The sequence below is a fragment of the Mesorhizobium sp. WSM4832 genome, from assembly GCF_055811115.1.
Genome location: NZ_JBVVQH010000012.1, coordinates 55,901 through 74,570, shown reverse-complemented (window position 1 = coordinate 74,570; position 18,670 = coordinate 55,901). Strand labels below are relative to the sequence as shown.

The 18,670-nt window shown below is 64.4% G+C and carries 14 protein-coding genes; 5 read left to right on the top strand and 9 right to left on the bottom strand.

Translation table 11 applies throughout. The features are described from left to right. The first annotated feature begins 101 nt into the window (after nt 1-101). Together AC0L2L_RS18035 and AC0L2L_RS18030 are read left to right on the top strand one after the other, a co-directional pair. Entirely contained in the window at nt 102-1,556 is a 1,455-nt protein-coding gene (locus AC0L2L_RS18035; RefSeq protein WP_473580040.1) for a phospholipase D-like domain-containing protein, read from the top strand. A gap of 24 nt (nt 1,557-1,580) precedes the next feature. Next, on the top strand, nt 1,581-2,390 hold the full coding sequence (locus AC0L2L_RS18030) for an endonuclease/exonuclease/phosphatase family protein (protein ID WP_473579918.1): 810 nt from the start codon (nt 1,581-1,583) through the stop codon (nt 2,388-2,390). Nucleotides 2,391-2,415: 25 nt separating this feature from the next. Here the strand turns inward: AC0L2L_RS18030 and AC0L2L_RS18025 are convergent, their stop codons facing one another. The 4 genes from AC0L2L_RS18025 to AC0L2L_RS18010 form a co-directional block, all read right to left on the bottom strand. Beyond that, the gene (locus tag AC0L2L_RS18025; protein WP_473579917.1) at nt 2,416-3,288 is read right to left on the bottom strand and encodes a class I SAM-dependent methyltransferase; all 873 of its coding nucleotides are present in this window, start codon (nt 3,286-3,288) and stop codon (nt 2,416-2,418) included. Nucleotides 3,289-3,364: 76 nt separating this feature from the next. Continuing rightward, nucleotides 3,365-4,423: a methyltransferase gene (locus AC0L2L_RS18020; RefSeq protein ID WP_473579916.1), complete on the bottom strand. Its 1,059-nt coding sequence runs from the start codon at nt 4,421-4,423 to the stop codon at nt 3,365-3,367. A gap of 217 nt (nt 4,424-4,640) precedes the next feature. Further along, on the bottom strand, nt 4,641-7,157 hold the full coding sequence (locus tag AC0L2L_RS18015; RefSeq protein ID WP_473579915.1) for a two-component system VirA-like sensor kinase: 2,517 nt from the start codon (nt 7,155-7,157) through the stop codon (nt 4,641-4,643). Further along, entirely contained in the window at nt 7,154-8,068 is a 915-nt protein-coding gene (locus AC0L2L_RS18010) for a cytochrome-c peroxidase (protein WP_473579914.1), read from the bottom strand. The genes AC0L2L_RS18015 and AC0L2L_RS18010 overlap by 4 nt, the downstream gene beginning before the upstream one ends. Before the next feature lie 228 nt (nt 8,069-8,296). Here AC0L2L_RS18010 and AC0L2L_RS18005 point away from each other — a divergent pair, with 228 nt between their 5' ends. Next, nucleotides 8,297-9,076 (top strand): response regulator, encoded by a 780-nt coding sequence (locus AC0L2L_RS18005; protein WP_473579913.1) that lies wholly within the window; start codon nt 8,297-8,299, stop codon nt 9,074-9,076. 86 nt (nt 9,077-9,162) lie between these two features. Here the strand turns inward: AC0L2L_RS18005 and AC0L2L_RS18000 are convergent, their stop codons facing one another. Next, nucleotides 9,163-11,130, bottom strand: coding sequence for a BTAD domain-containing putative transcriptional regulator (locus tag AC0L2L_RS18000; RefSeq protein WP_473579912.1), 1,968 nt, complete (start codon nt 11,128-11,130; stop codon nt 9,163-9,165). Nucleotides 11,131-11,313: 183 nt separating this feature from the next. Between AC0L2L_RS18000 and AC0L2L_RS17995 the strand changes: the two genes are divergently transcribed. Together AC0L2L_RS17995 and AC0L2L_RS17990 are read left to right on the top strand one after the other, a co-directional pair. Then, nucleotides 11,314-12,288, top strand: coding sequence for a DMT family transporter (locus tag AC0L2L_RS17995; protein WP_473579911.1), 975 nt, complete (start codon nt 11,314-11,316; stop codon nt 12,286-12,288). A 62-nt stretch (nt 12,289-12,350) separates the two neighbouring features. After that, entirely contained in the window at nt 12,351-13,205 is an 855-nt protein-coding gene (locus AC0L2L_RS17990) for a DUF1194 domain-containing protein (protein WP_473580038.1), read from the top strand. 63 nt (nt 13,206-13,268) lie between these two features. Here AC0L2L_RS17990 and AC0L2L_RS17985 read toward each other — a convergent pair whose 3' ends face one another. The 4 genes from AC0L2L_RS17985 to AC0L2L_RS17970 form a co-directional block, all read right to left on the bottom strand. After that, entirely contained in the window at nt 13,269-15,260 is a 1,992-nt protein-coding gene (locus AC0L2L_RS17985; protein ID WP_473579910.1) for a glycoside hydrolase family 127 protein, read from the bottom strand. 18 nt (nt 15,261-15,278) lie between these two features. Next, on the bottom strand, nt 15,279-16,136 hold the full coding sequence (locus tag AC0L2L_RS17980) for a carbohydrate ABC transporter permease (RefSeq protein WP_473579909.1): 858 nt from the start codon (nt 16,134-16,136) through the stop codon (nt 15,279-15,281). Further along, a complete protein-coding gene (locus tag AC0L2L_RS17975; protein WP_473579908.1) occupies nt 16,136-17,062 on the bottom strand; it encodes a carbohydrate ABC transporter permease in 927 nt (308 codons plus the stop codon). The genes AC0L2L_RS17980 and AC0L2L_RS17975 overlap by 1 nt, the downstream gene beginning before the upstream one ends. 337 nt (nt 17,063-17,399) lie before the next feature. Beyond that, the gene (locus AC0L2L_RS17970) at nt 17,400-18,647 is read right to left on the bottom strand and encodes an ABC transporter substrate-binding protein (RefSeq protein WP_027168097.1); all 1,248 of its coding nucleotides are present in this window, start codon (nt 18,645-18,647) and stop codon (nt 17,400-17,402) included. Nucleotides 18,648-18,670 lie beyond the last annotated feature (23 nt).

Here is an 18,670-nt window from a genome sequence, read left to right as displayed (position 1 = left end):
GTTCACACAGTCCCGGCCGGAAACCTCCAGTATCCTTTCCTGGGCAATCGCTTTGAACCACCGCATTGCCTTCCGCCCTCGCCCGCACAATAGTCGGGGCGATGTTCGAGGCGATTGCGAGTCACTGGTCGACGCTTATCCTGATCCTCTCGCTGGCGATGGCGGCGGTGGGCATCGTGCATGCCATCATGACCAAGGAGGATGTGCGCGCGGCCACCGGCTGGGTGGGCGTGATGCTGCTCTCGCCTTTCCTCGGCGCGATCATCTACGCCATTGCCGGCATCAACCGCATCCGCCGGGCGACGATCAGCGCCATGCGCCCCGTCTCAAGCGAGGCGGCGAGGCACGATCGCGATGTCGCGCTCGAAGCCTTGATCAGCACGGAATTTGGCCAGCGTTTCACCGGGCTGAAGACGCTCGGCGACAGGGTGGCGCGGCGTCCGCTCACATCGGGAAACACCATCGCCGTGCTCAAGACCGGCGACGAGGCCTATGCGGCGATGTGCCGGGCGATCGACGCTGCGCAAAGAAGCGTGCTTCTGGAAACCTATATTTTCGACAGTGACGCTGTCGGGGCGCTGTTCGTCCAGTCGCTCGGCAACGCCGTCAAGCGCGGTGTCACCGTGCGGGTGCTGATCGACGCCGTCGGCGTGCGCTACTCGGTGCCCAGCATCCTGAAGCAACTCAGGGAAGCCGACGTCACCGTCGATCTCTTCAACGGCAACATCGTCATGGGGCTGAGACTTCCCTATGCCAACCTCAGGACGCACAGGAAGATCCTGATCGTCGACGGCACGGTGGCATTCATGGGAGGCATGAACATCCGCAAGGGATTCTCCGCCGAATTCGCCGGCTCCGAAAGCTCGCGGGACACGCATTTCGAGGTCACCGGGCCGGTGGTGGCCGACCTGTTCTCGGTTGCCGCCGAGGACTGGCGCTTCGCCGGCAACGAGGCCTTGAAAGACGGGCCCTGGCAGGTCGAGCGGGCAGCGCCGCCGCCCGGGCAGCCGATGCTGGTGCGCGCGGTGGCAACTGGGCCGGACGCCTCGAACGAAACCAACCTGAAGCTGCTGATGGGCGCCTTTTCAGTGGCGCGCAAATCGATCCGCATCATGTCGCCCTATTTCCTGCCGGACCGGGAATTCATCAGCGCGCTGACCACGGCCGGCCGCCGCGGCGTCGAAATCGACATCGTCGTGCCGGCGGTGAACAACCTTTTCCTCGTCGATCATGCGATGACGGCCCAGTTCGACCAGGTTTTGAAGCATTATTGCCGCGTCTGGCGCCACGAAGGCTCGTTCGACCATTCGAAGCTGATGGCGATCGACGGCGTGTGGGCCTATGTCGGCTCTTCCAATCTGGACTCCCGCTCGCTGAGGCTGAATTTCGAGATCGACATGGAAGTCCTGGATCAAAACTTCGCAGCCGAGATCGACGCACGCATCGCGGCTGCCATCTCCACTGCCCAGCCGGTGACCCTGCAGACGCTGAAAGCAAGGCCATTCATAATCCGCGTCTTCGACCGTGTGCTGTGGCTGGGTTCGCCCTATCTTTAGAGCAGGAAATCGAGCATCGGGACCATGGAGATAGACGATATAAAAGGACGCAGCCTGCCGGAGACCGTGCTGCTTACGATCCGCGGCAGAAGCGCGCGCAAGGCGAAAGCAACGCCGCGCAAGCGCGTCGACGGCGCCGAAATCGTCGTGGCCTCCTACAACGTTCACAAATGCATCGGCACCGACCGCAGATTCGATCCCGAACGGACGGCGCGCGTCATCCGCGAAATCAGCCCCGACGTGATCGCGCTGCAGGAAGCCGACAACCGCTTCGGCGACAAGGCGGGGCTGCTGGACCTTGCCCGCCTGGAACTGGAGACGGGACTGGTGCCGGTGCCGATCAGCGGAAACGGCAAGGGGCATGGCTGGCGCGGCAACGTGCTCCTGTTCAAGCGCGGCACGGTGCGCGATGTCCACCAGATCAAGCTGCCGGGACTGGAGCCGCGCGGCGCGCTGGTCGCCGAGATCGATTTCGACGAGAAACGGAGCCTGCGCGTCATTGCCGCGCATCTCGGCCTGCTGCGCCGCTCGCGCTCCGAACAGGCCCGCGTCGTGCACGACATCATGAGCAGCGCCGACGAAAGGCCGACGCTGCTGCTCGGCGACCTCAACGAATGGCGGCTCGGCAACCGCTCGGCGCTGAACACGCTGCACGCGACCTTCGGGCCGACGCCGCCGGCGGTGCCCACTTTCCCATCAGGGCTGCCGGTGCTGGCGCTCGACCGCATCATGGGCAACCGGCACGATTTGGTCTCAGCGGTGGAGGCGCATGACACGCCGTTGTCGCGCGTCGCCTCAGACCACCTGCCGCTGACGGCCTTCGTGCATCTTTAGCCGAGCACCGGACGCTCGCCTCGCCCTACCATGACGGTATATTCGTCCATGCGCCGACGAACGGGGGCGTCATCACGCATGCCCGCTGTTCGACCGCTTCACGGCACAGCCGTTCGGCCAAGGTGTCGATCCCGATCTCTTCAGCCGTCGCGATGCCCAGGCGCTCGGCCATCGGCAGCAGGCTGCGCAGGGTTTCCGAGATATAGTTGTAGAGCGGCGAGGCCGGCCCGCTGCCGGCTAGACCGGCGGAAATCATCTGCGGCGCCGGGAGCCCCGCGGCAGCGAAGGTCATCGGCAGCCTGCTGCCCATGTCGACCTCGAAACCGGCGCGTTCGATGGTGTCGGAGATCCAGCCGACGCATCGGCTGAACAACGGTCCCTCGGGAAAGCTGCGCGTGAGGGGCGTGGCCAGTTCCTGGAAGGCGACGATGCCGCCGGGCCTGACATGGCCGGCAAGCCGCCTGAGTGTCGCGGAAGGATCGGGCAAATACATCAGAACAAGCCGGCCGATCACGGCATCGAAGGTTTCATCGCATGCGAAAGCGTCGAGATCTTCCGCGGCGAACCGGGTCCAGTAGCATTGCCCGGCCTCGGTGGCGCGGCGCTCCGCTATGTCTATGGCCTCCGGCGAACGGTCGACGCCAAGCACCATACCGCGGGGACCGACCATCTTGCCGGCCAGCAGCGACACGTCGCCCACGCCGCAGCCGATATCGAGCACGCGCATGCCCGGCTGAATTCCGGCACGGCGCAGCACGTCCTGCGTGAAGTCGCGGATCAGCGCGCCCTGCAGCGCCAGCCGCTGCAGCTCGCGCGTGGAATAGCCTAGCGCGTAAGGGCGCGGATCGGTCGCGGGCGCCTCGACGCCCATGCCGAAATTGGCAAGCCTTTTGTCCATGAATCTCTCCTCTTTCGCTGAGAATCCTGTTCGCTGTCTTTCGCCGATTGGGTCGTTCGTCGACCGGCAGACCCCGTCACTTGATCCCCACAATGATCGAATGAGGCCCGGCGAGATGCTCGCAGCGCACCTCGGCAAAACCAGCCTCCCGTACCCAGCCGATGCCCTCGGCGCGGGTGTAGTCGAAGCCGCCATTGGTGTTGACCAGCATGTTGAGGCTCATCAGCAGCCCTGCGGCATTCACCCGCCGCTCGTCGTCGATGATCTGGTCGTACACGATGAGCGCGCCGCCCTTGGGCAGCGCCGCCCAAGCCTTGGCAAGCAGCTTGCGCTTCACATCCAGGTTCCAGTCGTGGAGGATGTGCCCCATCACCAGCACTTCGGCGGAAGGCAGCGGCCCAGCGAGGAAATCGCCGGAATAGAAGCTCAGCCTGTCCGCCAGCGCATGGTGCTTGACATAGGCTTCGAACACCGGCCGCATCGGCGGCAGGTCGAAGCCGCCGCCGGTGAGATGCGAATGGAGGCGTACGACCTCGACCGGAAGCCTGCCTTCGGCCGTGCCGATATCGATGAAAGTGTCATAGTTCGCCCAGGGAAATTGACGGGCGAGCGCTTCCGCCGCCTGAAGGCTGCCGCCGGTCATCGCCTTGGCGAACAACTCCACTTTCTCCGGGTCCGAGAACAGCATCTCGAAGAGGTCCTCGCCGTCCTCGGTGCCGTTCTGCGGCTTGCCGGTCCTCAGCGCCTCGGTGAGCGAGCCCCAGTTGGCGTAGAGCCGCTGCCCTGCCCCGGCGAGCATGCCGCCGACATAGGTCGCTTTGTTGCGGTCGAGGTAGCGGTCGGTCGCCATGGTGTTGCGGTAGACGCCGCCGTCGCGCTCCAGCATGCGCAGCGCCACCAGCGCGTCGAAGAAGTCGCGCGCGCCGCGCTCATGCAATCCGAGACGGCTTCGCAGCGTCTCGCAATCGAGGGGCCCGGCGGCCAGCTCGGTGAAAAGGCCGAGCTCGACGGCGCTCAGTAACGTCTTCGACGCCCAGAAGCCGAGACCCAGTTGCATGATGCCTTCAGGCGAGAGTTCCGTGACGTCCTTCGCTCCCGCCGCCGCTTTCGTCGCCTCGGTGATGCGCGTGTCCATGACTGTCCTCCTGGCTCCGGAGCCTGATCCGTTGAACCGGGACGCGGCTCCATCCGATTGATCGGCCGCGATCTTTCCGGATCGAAAGATCCCGGATCGCGGCCCAGGTTACGGCAGGGACTGTCGGGGAAGCCCGCTACGGGTTGATTTCACGAGGCGAGAGTCTGGTTACAATCGTAACGCAGACGGCAGCCGATCGCCCGGTCACCGTCGGCATTCAGTGCAGATGACGGGCGAGGCACTGCGCGACGGCGGCCGACAGCAGCGGCTTCTTGATGACTTCGCTTATGCCGGCGGCCGTCAGTTGACGCGATCTCAGCGGCCGGCCGTAGCCGGTCATCAGCACGACCGGCAGATCCGGCCGAATGCGATGCAGCTGGCCGGAGAGCTCGATGCCCGTCATCTCAGGCATCACCTCGTCGGTCAGCACGAGGTCGAAGCGCTCCGGCTCGGCGCGGAACGCCTTGAGCGCGGCAGGCGTGCGGTCGAAGCCGACCGGCTCGTAACCGAGCGCGGCCAGCATCTCTTCGGCAAGCTGCATGAGCGGCGTGTCATCGTCGACGACAAGGATCGTCTCGCCATTGCCATACTCGACCGGTGTCTCGGTGGGTTCCGCCTCGCTATCAGGCGCATCGGCAGCCGCGCCATCGATCCGCGGAAAGTAGATTTCGAACGTCGTGCCTTCGCCGATCTTGCTCCTCACATCCACCGCGCCCCCGTGCGCTGCGATGATGCCGTGCGCCGTAGACAGGCCGAGCCCGGTTCCCTGCCCCGCCGGCTTGGTGGTGAAGAACGGCTCGAAGATGCGCTCCAGCGTCGCCTGATCCATGCCGCTGCCGTCGTCGCTGACGCAAAGGCGGATATAGCGGGAGGGGGCTAGGCTGGCATGCGACAGCATCCTGGGCTCCGCAAGGTCCGTCGTGCCGAGACCGATCCGCAACACGCCGCGATTGTTCATCGCCTGCGCAGCGTTCGTACCGAGATTCATGACCACCTGCTGAAGCTCGGTCGGATCGCCTATCATTGCGGCGTCGCCGGCGGAAAGATGCGTCCTTACCGAAAGCGTGGCGGGGAACGAGGCGCGCAGCAGGTCGACCGCCTCCGCAACCACGGGTTCCACCCGCAGCGCGCGGTGCTGCCGCTCGCTGCGGCGGCCGAAGGCAAGGATCTGCTCGGTGACATCCTGTGCCCGGCCGCCCGCCTTCATGATCTGCTGGACATAGCGCCGCGCGCGCGAATCCTTGAGCAGCACCGCTAGCGCCATCTCGCCATAGCCGAGAATGGCGCCGAGGATGTTGTTGAACTCGTGCGCTATGCCGCCCGCGAGCGTCCCGATCGCCTCCAGCCGCTGCGACTGGTTGAGCCGGGCCTGCAGCGCCTCACGTTCGCGCTCGCTCCGCTCGCGGGCGATGGCGTTGGCGAAGATCTCGGCGGCGGTGCGCAGGAGAGCGATGTCGTCGTCCGCCCAATGTCTTTCATGCGTGACGGCGTCGAGCGCCAGGAAACCCAGTCGCTCCCCGGTATGCCAGAGCGGGATGCACAGCCAGGAGCGAAGCCGGTCGGCTTCGAGCCGTGCCTTCTCCGGGCCCTCCGGGAGCTCGCCGACATGGGGGATCGAGATGCAGCCTTGACGCTCGTGCTCCGTGAGCGTCCAGCGCGAAGCGAGCTCGATCGTGTCGTTGGCAGAACGCGCCGGCATGTCTATGCCCGGGCGACGATAGACGTAGCCGCTAGACGGGCCGGTGTCGCCCGCGCGGCTGACGACGATCTGCGCGCCGTCGAGCCCGGCCTGTGCCACGAGGCGCGCGAGGCCCTCGCTGATTTCGGTGCGGATGCGGTCGCGCGGCAAGTTGATGAACTGGGACGAGATCGAGGCGATCAGGCGCTCGAACTCCAGCCGCTCGCGCAGGATCTGCGCGTTGCGGCGCAGGCGCGCCAGCAGATAGGCCACATAGCCCACAAGGATCAGCGCGGCGGCATAAAGCAGCGCCTGGAACAGCGAGGCTCTGGCTGCCACTCGTCCGTGCGCCTGGAGATAGACGTCCTGCAGCGCGCGAGCCCGCTCGCTGGTCGGGGCGGCCTGCAGACGCGCAACGAGATCGTCGACCGCCGGCAACCGCGCGACGATGAGCCGGGCGTGCGACACAAGCGAGCCGATATCGCTTGCGGACGAGGTGTCGACGGAGGGTCTTTCCAGCCGGTCGAGCGCGGCGGCCACCGCCTTCGCCGCCTCAGGCTGGGGATCGCCGATGAAACGCGACATCGCCGTCGTGAGAACTCCGATCTCGACCGCCCGTAGACCGCCGCCCTCGGTCGCAAGCCGGCTGCTCATATAATTGAAATAGTTCAGGGAATTCTGCAGCAGCGCATTGTCCGACTTGAACGCCTCGACAAGTGCTTCCTCTTCGCGCACCGCAGCCGTGACCCCCGTGACACGCTGGTCGATGTCGGCCTGGGCCTCACCGCCCGCGACGTCGCGGGCGATGGGCAGGCTGCTGGTCGCCTCGTCCAGTCTGCCGACCGAACGGACGAGCGGGTCGTAGTCGCGCAGCAGGCCTGTCCGCGCCCTCAGCACGTCGCGCTGGAGGGCGGCGTTATAAAGAATGACGGTCCTGAGGGCGTCGAGGGTGCGTTCGTGGCGCACGGCATCGGGCGCCGCGCCCTGCACCAGAAGATAGGTGAGCACGATGAGCAGGCAGGCGACGACCGGCGCCAGGATCGGAAGCGACTTCATTGCTGCGGATGATCGGCGGCGCTGGTCAACGGCTTGCCGAGGTAGCGGCCCGTCAGCGTGCCAAGGAATTGGACAATCAGGTTGACATCGCGCCAGTCGAGCTCCCGGCCGAGCTGGTTGCGCGCCATGATCCGCACCGCTTCGCCAAGCGAGGCAGTGCGACCGTCGTGGAAATACGGTGCCGTCACGGCGACATTGCGCAGGCTCGGAACGCGGAACACATGGCGATCGGCCTCGACGCCGGTGATGGCGAAGAGGCCGAGGTCCGCCGTGGTGACTGTCTTCTGCCCGGCAAACGGATCCTGGAAGATGCCGAACTTCTGGAACAGGTTGCCGCCGACATTGACGCCCTGGTGACAAGCGATGCAGCCGTAAGCCTTGAACAGCCGATAGCCATGCTCCTCGTCGCGGGTGATGGCGTCGCGCTCGCCCTTGAGGTAGCGGTCGAACGGGGCATCGGGCGTGATGAGCGAGCGTTGAAAGGCGGCGAGCGCGTCGAGCACGCCCGTGCGGCCTGGCGCGGCGCTGTAGGCGCCGGCGAAGCTTCGCGAATAGTCCGGATCCGCGCGCAGCTTGGCGAGCAATTCGTCCCAGCTCGTGTTCATCAGCCTTTTGTCAAGCAGGGCCGCCTCGTTCTGCTCTTCGAAGCTGCGGAAATTGCCGCGCCAGTTGAGGCGGAAATCGAGCGCCGCATTGAAGACGGTCGGCGCGTTGAAGTCGAGGCGCTCGCCACTCGCCGCCACCGAACGCGGTTGGCCGTCGTCGCCGCTGAGATCGAGCCTGTGGCAGGAGCTGCAGGCGACCGTATCGCCATGCGACAGCCGCGGATCGTTGAAGAGCCGCTCGCCGAGCGCTATCCTGGCCTGGTCGGCGGGTCCGGCATCCGCTACCGGCGCGATCGGCTCACCCATTTCGGGAGCTGGCCGACCGGCCTCGATCAAGGCAAAAGGCGCCGCCGCTGCCAGGCAAAGCGGAACAAAAAACCCTGCCCGGAATTTACCAGTCTGCTCATGCGCCATCGAGCGAGCCTTCGGTATTCGATCAGGAAGATCACCGGCGCTTACCAACAGATCGCCGCAAATCGACGTTTAATAAAGCAACGTCGAGGCCATGGGTTCCATGCTTGCGGACAGTGCGAGATGTCTAGCGAACAAAATGCACGCCACGAAGAACAGGCAAAAGGCAGAATAGAAGCGGGAGCGGCGGGGAAGCATATCCTTGTCGTCGACGATGATCCCGACATGCGCGCCATGCTCGCCAACTACCTCGAGGGCGAGAACTTCAGGGTCAGCGCCGTCGCCGACGGCCGGGCCATGTCGCGCGTCCTTCACGAAAGGACCGTCGACCTGATGATCCTCGACATGAAGCTTGCCGACGAGGACGGGTTCGACATCATGCGCAGACTTGGCAGCCCGCCGGAAGCGCCCATCGTCATCATCACCGGCCACAGGCGCGACGAGGTGGATCGCGTCGTCGGCCTGGAGCTTGGAGCGGACGACTACATAACCAAGCCCTTCAGCCTCAGAGAGTTGCTCGCGCGCGTTCGCGCCGTGCTCAGGCGATCGGGCGCGGCGCAACGGCGTCCGCAGGGCAGAAAGCACTTGCGCTACAGATTTTCCGGCTGGGAACTCGACATGCGCAGCAGACACCTCAAGTCGCCAGCGGGCGAAGCGACGCCGCTGACCGCGGGCGAGTTCAACCTCCTGGCGGCCTTCCTCAGATCGCCGCAGCAGATACTCAGCCGCGAGCAGCTTCTTGCCGCGAGCAGGATGCACGACGAGGAGGTGTTCGACCGCAGCATCGACGTGCAGATCCTGCGGCTACGCCGCAAGCTCGAGGTAAATCCCAGCGAGCCGGAGCTCATCGTCACCGAACGCGGCGCCGGCTATGTGTTCGCGGCGGCCGTGGAGGTGGTCTGAGGCGACAGCTGGCGAAGCGGCTATGCGACGTGCTTTCAGTTCTTGCTTTTATGCATGGCGTTCTCCCAAAACCGCCGCCACATGCATCAGGAATTCGGAAGGCCGGCTCTCGACAGGTTCTCGAGGAAGCGGAAGTGATGATCGTCCCGGACATAGCGCGGCACAAAGCCGGGGCAGACATTTTCCAGGTTGAGATGTGGAAGTTGCGATAGGCAATGATGAATGGCGCGTGAGGCTTCTTCATTGTTGCCGGTCGCCGAAGCAGCGGCCGCCCAATAAAGGGCGCCGCGGACGAAACCCGGCTTTGTCCTGACAACCTTGCGGGCGACTTCGAGCGCCCGTCGGTCGTCGCCGCCAGCGAAGAACGCAACAGCCAAACCATGGTGGCGCCAGAAGTCGATGACGTCGTGCGCGCCGAGGCGTATGGCTTCACTGGCCGAGCGCAGCGCTTCGCTCACCTGGCCGCGCAGGCCGTAGAGCTCGCCAAGATCACCGTGGCCACTCGGATAACTCGGGTTGAGGCTGACTGCGTGACGGCATTGCACAATAGCTTCGTCGATCCGACCGTCACATTCGTAGGCGAATGACAGGATGCAGCGGGCAATTTCATCGTCCGGTACAGCCCTTACCGAATCTTCGGCAAGCCGGATCGCATTGCCGATATGCTCCCGCTTGCCAGGCAGCGCGCCAAATGCAAGCCCCATGGTCGTCGCGATGGACAGTGTACGCTTTGCCCGAGCATTTTCCGGCGCAATCAACAGCGCTTTCTCCGCGAGTTCCTTCGACTCCAACAGCGAATCTCTGGTCATCTCGAAGTACTTCATCAGAGCTTCGTTCACCAACCTGCGCACTTCGGAGCTGCCCGGCGGGCTCTTGTCACGAACTTTCCAGTTGGTCAGCTGAAGCTCGAGACTCACCGCCAGTACGACCGCCCGCGCGATCCTATCCTGGAATTCGAGTGCGTTTTCCGAGTGACCATCGAATTTCTGGGCCCAGACGTTGTGACCGTCGGCGGCATCGACAAGCTGGACGTTCACCCTCAGCTCGTCTCCGGACCTCTGGATGCTGCCGTTGAGCGTATAACGGGCCCGCAAGCCCGGAGCTCTGGTTTCCTCGCCATTTTTCTCGACGGGCGCGAGCCCGGGGAGCACAACATAGTCGGCCACCTCCGAAAGGGCTGTTGTGATGTCATGCACGAGACCCTTGGCGAAAAAGTCGTCGCCTCGCTCTCCCGTCAGATTGACGAAGTCGGCGACACCGATGGACGGCCGGCCGAGGGCGGCAGGAACACTATTCGCCGACTGCTGGCTCGATGAAACATCGGCAACGGAGATGGAGTGCCAAAGCGCTTTCGTCTCCGGGCTGACATCGACACCGAACTCCTTCTTCAAGGTGCTTCTGCAAGCCTCGAAGGTTCGCAGTGCCTTGTCTCGCTGGCCGCACGCAACGAGCAGTTCCATCTTCAGCCGATAGGCCTCCTCCCGCGTCGGCTCCATGGCCAGAATCCGATCGGCCACGGCCAGCCCGCTTTCAGCATCCACGAGACGGGCGAGCTTCTCCATCGACTCAAGCGCGCGGCTCAGCAGCCTTTCGCGCTCCAATGCCGCCCAATCGTCGAAAGCATTGCTTCCCAGGTAGAAGCCATCGAGAAACGGTCCGGTGTAAAGTGCCAGAGCCGTTTCGAGTTCCTGTGCGGAACGGCCCAAGCGACCCGTTTCAAAGTCCTCGACATCCACCCGGACCGCGTCCGGCCTGAGGCTTATCAGATCCTTGCGGGAGTGGATGATATCCAGGCCCGCTCGCGACAGATCCCGGCGCAGGACGCTGAGTGTCTGGCGCAGACTGTTGCGCGAGTGCTCGCTGTCGCTGTCGCTCCACAGGAGATCGGCCAGCCGCTCCCTTGGCGCCGCCATGCCCGGACAGCGGGCCAGGTAGGCGAGGATCGCGGTACCTCGCTTTCCGGTCAGCCAAGCCGGACCGCCAGCTTCCTTTTCAATCTGGAAACCGCCGAAGAGCGAGACTTTACTGGCAGCGACGCTTTCCCCACTTCGCATTTGCTTAAACAACTTTACCGAATGACGAGATTCTAACCCAAAACTAACGCTGCGGGAACTCCGCAGCCCCGCCCCAAGCGCTGCCGTGACGATAGCTCAATTAGTATTCGCTGAAATAGCGGCCGCTGAACCTACCATGGTTTCCGGCCCGGGGGGCGGCGAATGTCAAAACTCACAGCTAACTTGCTGCTTCTGTTTGCCGCCGCGCTATGGGGCTTCGGGAACGTGGCGCAAAAGACGGTGCTTACGCACCTCGATGCGCTGAGCGCCGTTGGCCTGCGCTGCCTGATCGGTGGGCTGCTTGTGCTGCCCTTTGTCTTGACAGAACGGCGGCAGCCTGCCGGCGCCGCCCATTTTTCCAGCCTGGTCCGAGTGGTCGTTCTGTTTGCCGCCTCCATCATGCTGCAGCAGCTTTGTTATCTCGGCGCCACGGTCACGAATGCAAGCTTCCTGATAAGCACGGCAACGGTGATGACACCGCTGGCCGCGTGGCTGCTTGTCGGCGAACGTCCAACCGCGGGCCTCATGCTCGCCGCAGGACTGACCATGGTCGGCTGTCTGCTTTTGTCGGGCGGGATCGCCGGTTTCAGCGCCGGCGATTTCACCGCCATCCTGTCGGCTGGATGCTATGCGCTCTGGGCGGTCGAGCTTGGCCGGCACATGCAGGTCCATGCGCGTCCGTTCACGGCCGCGGCCATACAGTTCCTCGGCGCGGCAGCGTTCGCCCTTCCGCTCGGGGCGGTGCATGGCAACCTGTCATTCAATGCTGCGGTCGCGGCCGGTCCTGAACTGGTGGTCCTCGGCGTGTTCTCCACCGCGGTCGCCTTCGGCATACAGATTGCCGCGCTACGCTTCACCTCGGCCAGCCATGCGGCCGTGATCGTGAGCGCAGAGAGCGTCTTCGGCGCGACGGGTGCAGCGATCTTCCTGGGCGAGCAAAGCTCCGCGGTGGGTGGATTGGGTGCCGCTATCATTCTCGGTGCGATCCTGTCGGTCGCAATGTCGAACCGAACGCCGGCGGAACGCCTGCTATCGCGAACCGACCCCAGCGTTTCCGACGCCCCGGTCCGTGGCCTTGCAGGCGCACCAGCAGGCTGGGGCGCTCCGGCCACAGCCAATCCAGGTCACAAGGAGGCGTTCCATGATCCTTGCCGGTGATGCGTCGCCGCGCCCGTCCCGCTAGCCGTGATTGGACCACCCCGAAACGTACTGTCGTCGAGATGGAGGGCAACATGGCTGGACGCTTCAATAGGAAATCGGGGAGCCGGCCTCACGCTGGGCCCGCAAAGCGCGCTCTTTCATTGCCGAGGCTGGTGGCGTTGGCGGTCGCGGCGCTTTGGGGGCTGACCGCGCATGCGGCCGACGTCGATAGTGCGGTGCTGAATATCGATGTCGCGGTCGTCTTCGCCGTCGACTTCTCCTCCTCGATCGATCCCAAGATCGCCGACCTGCAGCGCGAGGGCCATGCCGCCGCACTCACCTCGCCCGAGATCATAAGGGCCATCTCCCAGAACTACCTTGGTTGCATCGGCGTGGCTTATTTCGAATGGTCGAGCCCCGGCCGGTCGCGCACCGTGCTGCCATGGACACGCATCTGCGGACTGGAAGATGCCAAGGCGGCTGCGGCGGTGATCAGGGAGAAGGGTGATACCGGCTATTTTCGTCGAGGCCGGGGCGGAACATCGGTGTCTACGGCAATCGACGTCGGAAGCCTTCTGCTTGACGAGTTTCCCGGAAATGCCATGAAGAAGGTGATCGACATCTCTTCAAATGGCGAGAACAATGATGGGCTGCCCGTGCAGCCAAGCCGAGAAAGCGCCATCGCCAAGGGCTACACGATCAACGCGATCGCCATTCCGGCTGACGACGAGGATCCTCGCCAACCGCTGGCATCCTATTTTGAGCAGTCGGTCATCGGCGGCTCACAGGCGTTCGTGATGTCACCGAAGCAACCCCATGATTACGTCACGGCCCTTCGCCGGAAGCTGGTGACGGAAGTGAGTATGAACATCGACACGCATGTTCCGGCGGTGGAGGCATCGGCCCTGTCCACGCCGACTGCCGATCCTCAATAGGCTTGCACGGCCGTCCTCGATGGACGGCTGGCTCGCCATACGCGGAAGCGAGGGCTGCGCGCCCTACCCCTCCCGCAGCCAGACCAGCATCTCGCCGGGATCGCGATTGTCCCAGGCGAAGTACGGGACGGCCTTGAGCTTGGTCTCTTCCGTCGCGGGCGGTTCGGGACGATAGAGATCGGCGCCCCAGTTCTGCGCCTCGGCCCGGCTGCCGATGGCCGAAAGGGTCACGACGCCGCCGAGCAGGTTCGGTTCTTTATGCGCCTCCAACTTTGCCGTACGCGGCAAGGCGATGCGATGCAGTCCACCGCCATTGTCGGTTTCCTCGACGCAGTAGATCAGCGGGCCGCGCGCAAGCGCCACGCGGCCGATGTCCTGGCGCACTTGCGGGTTGGCGAAAAGGCGTGCCATCGACATTTCGAGGTCGAGCTCGACGCGATCGCCCTGGCGCCATTCGCGGCGGATCGCGGCGTAGCCGTCGCTCGTCGCCGCTTCGAGATCGACCATCTTGCCGTTCACCCGAAGTGCCGCCTTGCGGCACCAAGCGGGTATGCGCAGGTGGAGCGTGAATTCCACCGGCGCCTCCGGCCCGACCTCGATCGAGACCGCACCGTCCCAGGGATAGTTGCTGGTCTGAACGAGGCCAACCGGCCGGCCGGCGATCTCGAAGCGGGCGGTCGAGTCGCCATAAAGATGCACGGCCAGCGCATCGTCGGCGAGGCCGTAGAGATAGCTGCCGATGGACGCCACCATGCGACCGATATTGGGCGGGCAGCACGGGCAGCGGTGCCATTTCCAGCGATGATGGCCGCCCCGGCTCTCCAGCGGGTTCTCGTAGAAGAAAAGCGAGCCGTCCAGCGACAGGCCCGAGATCGAGCCGTTGTAGAGCGCGCGCTCCATCATGTCGGCGTAGCGGGCGTTCGGGCCCATGCCGAGCATGCGGCTCGCCCAGAAGACCAGGCCGACGGAGGCGCAGGTCTCGGCATAGGCGGTCTCGTTGGGCAGGTCGTAGTCGTTGGTGAAACCTTCATTGTCGGCCGACGGCCCGAGCCCGCCGGTGACATAGAGGCTTTTCGTCGTGAGATCGTCCCACAGCCGCTCGAGCGCGACCTTCAGCGTGTCGTCGCCATATTCGGTCGCGATGTCGGCCATGCCGGAATAAAGATACATCGCCCTTACCGCATGGCCGACGACCTTGTCCTGCTCCCGCACCGGCTTGTGCGACTGGTTGTATTCGTAGGTCTTGAAGTGGAAATCCTTGGGGTCGGCGCCGCGAGCGCGGGCCTCCTCGTCGAAATAATGGGGCTCAAGGCCACGCTGGTCGATGAAGTACTTTGCCAGCTTCATATATTTTTCGTTGCCGGTGACGCGGGCGAGCCTTACCAGCGCCAGCTCGATCTCCTCATGGCCGCAATAGCCCTTCCGCTTATCGGGCTCCGGGCCGAAAGTATCGGCGATATGGTCGGCATAACGGCTCATGATGTCGAGCAGCTTGCGCTTGCCGGTCGCCTGGTAATAGGCAACGGCGCCTTCGATCAGATGGCCGGCGCAATAAAGCTCGTGGCAGTCGCGCAGGTTGGTCCAGCGCAGGCCGGGCTGGATGCGCTGGTACCAGCTCGACAGATAGCCGTCGTCCTGCTGCAGCATGCCGTACATGTCGATGACGGCGTCGATCTTCTTTTCCAGCTCCGGGTTGCGGCAGCGGTAGAGCGAGTAGGCCGCGGTCTCGATCGTCTTGCCCCAGTCTGAATCCCAGAACATCTGCGTCGTCACCGTCGAACCGGTGAACTCGGCGCCCTGAGCCTGCGACTCGTCCGGCGACGGCGAATGGAAGGGGATGACGACACCGGGCGACGGCCGGTCCGGATCGATCTGCTCCAGCATGCGCGCCTCCACGCAGCGGTTATAAAGGATGCCGGCGGTCTTGGCGGCCACCGCATCGACACGGTCGCCCCAGAAGCCGCGGACATCGACCTGCGGCACCGGGAGCGGCCGGAAGGCGAGCTTCGGCTTGATGGAAGTGCCGGTCTGCGTGGCGGGCTGCGATGCGGTCATAAGGTCACTCCATTCGAATTACTTGACGGCTCCGGCCATGAGGCCGCGGATGTAGAAGCGCTGCAGCGCCAGGAACAGGATCAGGCACGGCACCATCATCACGGTGACGCCGGCCTGCACGGCGCCCCAGTCGATGGCGCCGAAGCGGCCGGACTGCAGCGCCGTCATCATCACCGGCAAGGTGAATTTGGACTGGTCGGTCATCAGCACGAGCGCCGCCAGGAACTCGTTCCAGGCGCCGAGGAAGGCGAACAGCGCGATGGTGACGACGCCTGGCCAGACCAGCGGCAGCATCACTCTCACCAGCATGGTGACATTGTTGGCGCCGTCCATGCGCGCGGCCTCCTCGATCTCGCGCGGCACGGCGTCGAAGGCATTGCGCATCATGAAGATCGAGAACGGCAGCTGCAGCGTGACATAGACGCAGACCAAGCCGGTCAGCGTGTTGTGCAGGCCGAGCCTGGTCAGCACCAGGAAGATCGGCGTCAGGATCGACTGGAACGGGATCATGATCGTCGACAGGATGAGGAGGAAGAAGAAGTCCTTGAAGGGGAAGCGGAAGCGCGAGAAGCCGTAGCCGGCCAGCACGCTGACCAGCACCGAGAGCAGCACCGTCATCACCGAGACGTAGATGCTGTTCTGCGCCGAGGCCCAGAGGCCGTCGCCGAAGGTGTTCAGCGTCTCGTAATTCTCGATCGAGAAGCCGGTGGTCGGCCATGGCGGCAGCGGCGGCTGGCGCGCTTCCTGCGCCGGCTTGAAGGTCGAAAGCACGGTCCACACGATCGGCGCCAGGAACAGCACCGAGGCGATCACGCCGGTGGAGTGCCTGGCCAGGCTGAAGGTCGCCTTGCGGTTCTGCGACATCGCCTCGGCCATCAGTCGAGCCCCTCGGGCTTGCGCAGCAGCCAAAGCTGGATGAGGCTGAGCGCCACCAGGATGACCAGCAGCACCATCGAGAGCGCGGCGCCGTAGCCCAGCTTGAACGACACGAAGGACTGGTTGAAGATCCAGTAGACCGCCGTCAGCGTCTGGTTGCGCGGGCCGCCGCGCAGGATGATGTAGAACTGGTCAAAGGCGAGGATCGAGCCCGCGACCGACAGGATCAGCGCCAGCGCTAGCGTGCGGCGCATCAGCGGCAAGGTGATCGCCCTGAACCTGGCCAACGGGCCGGCGCCATCGATGACGGCCGCCTCCTGCAGATCCTGCGGGATCGATTGCAGGCCGGTCATCAGGATGATCATGGTGAAGCCGGCGACCTTCCACACCACCATGGCGATGATCGACCAGAAGGCCGGTTGGAAGGTGGCCAGGAGATTGATCCTCTTCCCGGTCAGGCCGAGGTCGAAGGCGGCCGGGCTGAACAGGCCGGAATCGACATTGAGCAGCCAGGACCAGAGCAGGCTCGCCGAGGCAAAGCCCACCACCGCCGGCATGAAGAATGCGGTGCGGTAGAGATTGGTGAGCGGACGTGGCCTTTCGATGAAGATCGCCAGCGGGAAGGCGACGGCGAAGATCGCGATGGTGACGATCACCGTGTAGTAGGCGGTGAATTTGAGCGCGTTCCAGAAGCGCGTGTCGCGCAGGATGGCAAAATAGTTGTCGAGACCGACGAAGGAATGCTCGCCCATCAGCGGCCAGTTGTTGAGCGACATCCACGCCGTCATGCCGAGCGGGATGACGAAGAAGACCGTGACCAGAGCCACGGCCGGCAGGACATAGAGCAGGCCCACCCATTGCCGGCGGCTGACGCCGACCAGCTTTCGGGCGCGGGTGGGAGCGGTGGTTGCGGTAATGGCGGTCATGGAAGGGCCTCCCCTTCTCCCCTTGTGGGAGATGGTGGCGCCGAAGGCGACGGATGAGGGGTGTTCCAGCGGAGTGAGACGCCGGCGTTCCCTGGAACACCCCTCATCCGTCTCGGCGCTGCGCGCCGACGCACTTTCTCCCACAAGGGGAGAAGGGGGAACGAACCTCGCGACGCCTTCCTGTTGGCGATGCTAAGGGGAGTGAGCTGTCTCAACGCAATAGTCCTGCCATTCAGCGATGCAACATCCGGCCGCCCGGCCAGGGAGACGGGGCGGGCGGCCGGTCAGAGCCTTGGCGGCGGGCGTTGCGCGATCCTCGCCGCCGGCTGGCCCTGGGTTACTTGTTCGGCGCCTGGTCGATGATCGACTGCATGGTCTCTTGTGCGTTCGAAATTGCGCCGTCGACGTCGTCGCCGAAGAATACCTCGTTGACCATCTGCGTCCACGGGCCATTGGCCGAGTTGATCAGGTCGTTGAACACCACCGAATAGGGAGTCTTGCCCTTGGCCATCGCCTCGGCCGCCACCTGGTAGCGCGGGTCGAGATCCTTAAGCGCGTCCTTGGCGATGTCGTTGCGCACCGGCAGGCTGCCGTATTTGGCCAGGATCGTCTGGCCTTCCAGCGAATAGGCGAAGTCGAGGAACTCCTTCACCACGGCGATCTTCTTGGTGCCCTTGGTGACGACGAAATTGTCGCCGCCGGCAAAGGACGACCAGCCGCCATCCTTGCCCGGTAGGAAGGTGATGCCGTAGTCGATGTCCGGGTACTGCGTGTTTAAAGCGCCGATGGCGAAGGCACCGGAGGGCGAGAGGCCGATCTTGCCGCCGGCAAAGGCGGCGAAGAAGTTGGCGCCGGTATCGGTCTGCGCGCCCTCGGGCACCAGCCCCTTCTTGACCATCGAACGGTAGAGGTCGATCGCGCCGCGCAGCTGCGGGCTGTCGAGCGTCGCCTTCGAGCCGTCCTCGGACAGGATGTCGCCGCCCGAGGCCCAGATCAGCGGCGTGAAGGTGAAGATGTTGCAGCCGCCGCAATTGCCGGAGAAGTAGAAGCCCTTGATGTCGCCGCCGAGCGCATTGACCTTTTCGGCGTCGGCCTCGATCTCAGCCCAGTTGGTTGGCCCTTTCTCCGGATCAAGGCCAGCCTGCTTGAACAGCTTCTTGTTCCAGATCAGCACCGAGGCGTCGGCCGAGAACGGCAGGCCGTAGATGCGGTCCTTGTAGGTGCCGGTCTTCACATGCGCCGGCGACAGGCTGGCGAAATAGGGCAAGGATTTCGCCCAGTCGGTGATGTCCTCGAGCTGGCCGGCGGCGGCGAAGGACGGCGTGTAGATCAAGTCGAGCGACAGCGCGTCGGGCGCCGTGCCGCCGGCGGCGGCGGCGCCATATTTCGGGATGATCTCGGCATTGGGAATGATGTCGAGCTTGATCTGGTCCTTATTCGCCTTGTTGAAGGCGTCGACGATGCGCGGCATGAAGTTCGAGCCGTCGGCGCGCACCCAGATGTTGGCGGTCTCGGCGGACGCCGCCTGCAGGCCGCCGCCGATGACGGCCGCGGCAAGCACCAGCTTGGCAAGCATGGTTTTCATTTGATTCCTCCTCATGGTTCTTC